At 71.9% G+C, this 3,674-nt stretch carries 3 protein-coding genes and 1 tRNA gene (1 of these 4 only partly in view); all 4 read left to right on the top strand.

Translation table 11 applies throughout. The features are described from left to right. Positions 1-106 precede the first annotated feature (106 nt). Positions 107-907 (top strand): ABC transporter permease, encoded by an 801-nt coding sequence (locus tag ASF38_RS01855; protein WP_055964139.1) that lies wholly within the window; start codon positions 107-109, stop codon positions 905-907. Positions 908-1,023: 116 nt separating this feature from the next. Beyond that, complete coding sequence (locus ASF38_RS01850) at positions 1,024-2,370, top strand: NAD-dependent succinate-semialdehyde dehydrogenase (RefSeq protein ID WP_056573277.1); 1,347 nt, start codon at positions 1,024-1,026, stop codon at positions 2,368-2,370. 164 nt (positions 2,371-2,534) lie between these two features. Beyond that, positions 2,535-3,554 (top strand): quinone-dependent dihydroorotate dehydrogenase, encoded by a 1,020-nt coding sequence (locus ASF38_RS01845; protein ID WP_056555917.1) that lies wholly within the window; start codon positions 2,535-2,537, stop codon positions 3,552-3,554. 82 nt (positions 3,555-3,636) lie between these two features. Further along, positions 3,637-3,674, top strand: a tRNA-Met gene (locus ASF38_RS18260); it runs 104 nt beyond the window's last position.

The raw sequence follows: 3,674 nt of genomic DNA, 5'->3' as shown, positions 1-3,674 counted from the left end.
CCTGCCGCTCGCCGCCGCGATCGCCCTCATCCCCATCGTCGTCATGCTCGGGTACCTCGCGGCGGTCCGCCGCACGGGCGCCCTGGACACCCTCTAGGAGCGCGTCGTGACCCTCAGTCCTCTCGCGCGACGTCTGCTGCTCGGCGTCACCGGCCTCGTGCTGGTGCTCATGTACGCGCCGCTGCTGGTCGTGGTGGCCAACTCCTTCAACCCCGACCCGTCGATGACGTGGCCGCCCGAGGGGTTCACCACCCAGTGGTGGGTGCGCGCGTTCCACAGCGCGGGCGCCCGCGACGCGGTGCTCACGAGCGTGCAGGTGGCGCTCGCCTCGACCGCCGTGGCGCTGCTGCTCGGCACGCTCATGGCCTTCGCGCTGCAGCGGTTCGCGTTCTTCGGGCGCAACACGGTGAACCTGCTCGTGATCCTGCCGATCGCCCTGCCCGGCATCGTCACCGGCGTGGCGCTGAACAACGCCTTCCGCGGGATCCTGGCCATCGAGCTGGGCGTGGCCACGCTGATCGTCGCGCACGCCACCTTCTGCATCGTCACGGTGTTCAACAACGTCATCGCCCGGCTGCGCCGCATGGGCGGCAACCTGGAGGAGGCCTCGGCCGACCTGGGCGCGGGCCTCTGGACGACGTTCCGACTCGTCACGTTCCCGCAGCTGCGCTCGGCGCTGCTCGCCGGTGGTCTCCTCGCCTTCGCGCTGAGCTTCGACGAGATCATCGTGACCACCTTCACGGCCGGGCCCGGCACCACGACCCTGCCGATCTGGATCCTCAACAACCTGTTCCGTCCCAACCAGGCGCCCGTGGTCGCGGTCGTGGCCGTGGTGCTGATCGTCGTCTCCGTGGTGCCGATCTGGATCGCGCAGCGCATCGCCGGCGAGGCGGAGACGGTTCGATGAGCGGCGCACCCGTGCCGCCGCTCGTCCCCGGGCCGAGGACCCGCGCACCGCGTAACGTCGGACTCCCGACCTCACGACCAGCCACCACCGTCCGCCCCTGATCGAAGGAGCCCCCGATGAGCCTCTACGCCGTCACGAACCCCGCTACCGGCGAGGTCGTCCAGGAGTACCCCACCGCCAGCGACGCCGACGTCGAGAACGCGGTCACGGCCGCGCACGAGGCGTTCCGCACGTGGTCGCGGTCCTCCACCGTGGCCGAGCGGGCCGAGCTGGTGCGCCGCGTCGGAGCGCTGCACCACGAGCGTCGCGACGAGCTGGCCGCCATCATCCAGCGCGAGATGGGCAAGCCGCTCGAGGAGTGCCTGGGCGAGGTCGACTTCTGCACCGCCATCTACGACTTCTACGCCGACAACGCCGAGGCGTTCATGGCCGACGAGCCGCTCGAGCTGCTCGAGGGCGAGGGATCGGCCGTCGTGAAGCGCACGGCCGTGGGCGTGCTGCTCGGCATCATGCCGTGGAACTTCCCGTACTACCAGATCGCCCGCTTCGCGGGCCCCAACCTCGCGACCGGCAACACCATCGTCCTCAAGCACGCACCGCAGTGCCCCGAGTCCGCCGCGGCGCTCGAGCGGATCTTCCTCGACGCCGGCTTCCCCGAGGGTGCCTACGTCAACGTCTACGCCACGAACGAGCAGGTCGCCGACGTCATCGCCGACCCGCGGGTCCAGGGCGTCTCGCTCACCGGGTCCGAGCGCGCCGGTGCGGCCGTGGCCGAGATCGCCGGTCGCCACCTCAAGAAGGTCGTCCTCGAGCTCGGCGGGTCCGACCCGTTCGTGGTGCTGGGCAGCTCCGACCTCGACGACACGGTCGACAAGGCCGTGGCGGCGCGGCTCGACAACACCGGCCAGGCCTGCAACGCGGGCAAGCGGTTCATCGTCGTCGAGGACCTCTACGACTCGTTCGTCGAGAAGTTCACCGCCAAGATGCTCGCGGCCGCCGAGGGCATCGCGCCGCTGTCGTCCGTCGCCGCGGCCGAGCGTCTGGCCGACCAGGTTGAGCGTGCCGTCGAGCAGGGCGCGCACCTGGAGAGCGCGGGGGAGCGCGACGGCGCCCACTTCCCGCCCGGCGTGCTCACGGGCGTGAAGCCCGGTGACGACGCCTTCCACGAGGAGCTGTTCGGCCCGGTGGGCATCGTGTTCAAGGTCGGGTCGGAGGAGGAGGCCGTGGAGCTCGCGAACGACACCCCGTTCGGTCTCGGCTCCTACGTGTTCACCGACGACGCCGACCAGGCCCAGCGGGTGGCCGACCGCATCGAGGCCGGCATGGTCTTCGTCAACGGCGTCGGCGCCGAGGGTGCCGAGCTGCCCTTCGGCGGCGTCAAGCGGTCCGGGTTCGGCCGCGAGCTCGGACGCTTCGGCATGGACGAGTTCGTCAACAAGAAGCTCATCCGCACGGTCGGCTGAGCGCCGCACCTCGACGAGGTGCCCGGTCCCGCGTCATGACCGGGGTCCTGCTCCGTCCCAGTAGGTGCCGGTCCCGCTCGGCAACAGGGCGGGCGGGGCCGGCACCCCGGGCCACGGCAGCGTCGCCGCGATGGGCGTGATCGGCCCGGACTAGGCTGGCGGCCGTGGCCTACGACGCGCTGTTCTCGACGGTCTTCGCCCGCATGGACCCCGAGGTCGCGCACGAGCAGGCGTTCCGGGCGATCCGGCTCGGGGGTCGCCTCGCCGCTCCGCTGACGTCGGTGCCCCCGGCGCCCCGCACCGTGATGGGGGTGGAGTTCCCGAACGCGTTCGGGCTGGCGGCGGGCTTCGACAAGAACGCCCGCGCCGTCCCGGGCCTGCTGGGGCTGGGCTTCGGGCACGTCGAGGTCGGGACGGTCACGGCGCGCCCGCAGCCGGGGAACCCACGGCCGCGCCTGTTCCGGCTGCTCGAGGACGAGGCGATCGTGAACCGGATGGGGTTCAACAACGACGGTGCGGCCGTGGTGGCGTCCCGCCTGCACCGGCTGCGCCGCACCCGTGCGGGTGCCGACGCGGTGATCGGCGTCAACATCGGCAAGACGAAGGTCGTGCCGGCGGCCGAGGCCGTGGCCGACTACGTGGAGAGCGCCCGCCTGCTCGCCCCCTACGCGAGCTACCTCGTGGTCAACGTCTCGAGCCCGAACACCCCGGGCCTGCGCGACCTGCAGGCCGTCGACTCGCTCCGGCCCATCCTCGAGGCCGTGGGCGACGTCACCGCCCGAGAGGGCGTTCCTCTGGTGGTCAAGATCGCGCCGGACCTCGCCGACGCCGACGTCGACGCGGTGGCCGACCTGGCTCTCGAGCTGGGGCTGGACGGCATCAGCGCCACCAACACGACGATCGCGCGCCCGGACTCGTTGCGCACGCCCCGGGCGACGGTCGACGCCGCGGGTGCCGGGGGCCTCTCCGGGCCGGTGCTCGCCGACCGGTCCACGGAGGTGCTGCGCCGCCTGAGGGGACGTGTGGGCGACCGGCTGGCCCTGGTCGGCGTCGGCGGCGTGACCACGCCGCAGGACGTCCGCGACCGCCTCGACGCGGGTGCGGACCTGGTGCAGGCGTACACCGGATTCGTCTACGGCGGGCCGCTGTGGCCGGCCCGTCTGGCCCGCGCTTCCAGGCTCTGAGCGACGTCGGCGGAGAAGGGGGACCCCCCGATTTCGTCCTGCGCCGACCATTGGGTACTGTTGGCTGTCGGCTTGCCCCTTTAGCTCAGTCGGCAGAGCGTTTCCATGGTAAGGAAAAGG

The organism is Aeromicrobium sp. Leaf272 (genome assembly GCF_001422865.1).
In the GTDB taxonomy this organism is placed as follows: Bacteria; Actinomycetota; Actinomycetes; order Propionibacteriales; family Nocardioidaceae; genus Aeromicrobium.
The sequence above is the reverse complement of the archived record's forward strand: the minus strand, read 5'-3'. Positions and strand labels throughout refer to the sequence as shown.

Excerpts from the sequence above, each read along its gene's own strand:
- ASF38_RS01850 (WP_056573277.1), top strand. The coding sequence starts at position 1,024 with ATGAGCCTCTACGCCGTCACGAACCCCGCTACCGGCGAGGTCGTCCAG.